Source organism: Aquipseudomonas alcaligenes NBRC 14159 (assembly GCF_000467105.1).
In the GTDB taxonomy this organism is placed as follows: Bacteria; Pseudomonadota; Gammaproteobacteria; order Pseudomonadales; family Pseudomonadaceae; genus Aquipseudomonas; species Aquipseudomonas alcaligenes.
Genome location: NZ_BATI01000120.1, coordinates 1 through 647, shown reverse-complemented (window position 1 = coordinate 647; position 647 = coordinate 1). Strand labels below are relative to the sequence as shown.

Annotated in this window: 1 protein-coding gene and 1 pseudogene; one reads left to right on the top strand and one right to left on the bottom strand. The window is 53.2% G+C overall.

The features are described 5' to 3' along the window. Positions 1 to 16: 16 nt before the first annotated feature. Positions 17 to 295 carry a hypothetical protein gene (locus PA6_RS22330; protein WP_021703218.1) on the top strand — a complete coding sequence of 93 codons (279 nt, stop codon included), beginning with the start codon at positions 17 to 19 and terminating at the stop codon, positions 293 to 295. A 16-nt stretch (positions 296 to 311) separates the two neighbouring features. Here the strand turns inward: PA6_RS22330 and PA6_RS23795 are convergent. Then, a pseudogene (locus PA6_RS23795) lies at positions 312 to 647 on the bottom strand (hypothetical protein); the annotation flags it as partial.

Sequence of the window (647 nt, the reverse complement as noted above, 5' to 3'; positions counted from 1 at the left end):
CCCTAGGAGCTAAGCCATGACCTCTACGATTTCAGCTACAGAATTCTCCCTGGACCGCGACACCCAATACGTAATGACGATTGGCGACGAACCAGAGGGATGTATTTTCCAGGGAGGCCTTTATGCATGGCCTGTCGGAGCGTGGGAACCTGATCTATCGAAACAGGTTGGCCACTTCATCAACGACTTGCTGATCATTGACGACAGAAGAGCAGGCAGAGTGTCCGGAAACAAACTGGTGATGTTCGATGGCCGAGAATACCTGCTTTCTGAACGGGACCTGCACCAAGACTGAATTGTCCTTCGGCTGGTTAAGCCTCAGGCGCTGCTTCGGTGAACATGTCGCCAGTAGTGACATCTTCGGCAAACTCAACGCCGTCAACGTCATCATCGAAAGCGTCTTCCGTCAGGACCCCAAGAAGAGTCTCATTTGCCCTGATACGGATTGCTTCGCCTGCCCGGACAGTGCCGCCCAGCACCCAGTCTTCATCAGCGCCGCGGTAAATTTTCCAGCCAGCATCAATGTACTTGCGGCTTTCCCAATCCTCGAGGCGTTTGATCAGCTCTGATTTGAAACGCCGGCGTACCGACTCGTACTTGGATTTGGAGCCCTGGAGCCGGAAGTAATTTTCGAGCTTAACTGGGAA

Excerpts from the sequence above, each read along its gene's own strand:
- PA6_RS22330 (WP_021703218.1), top strand. The coding sequence starts at position 17 with ATGACCTCTACGATTTCAGCTACAGAATTCTCCCTGGACCGCGACACC.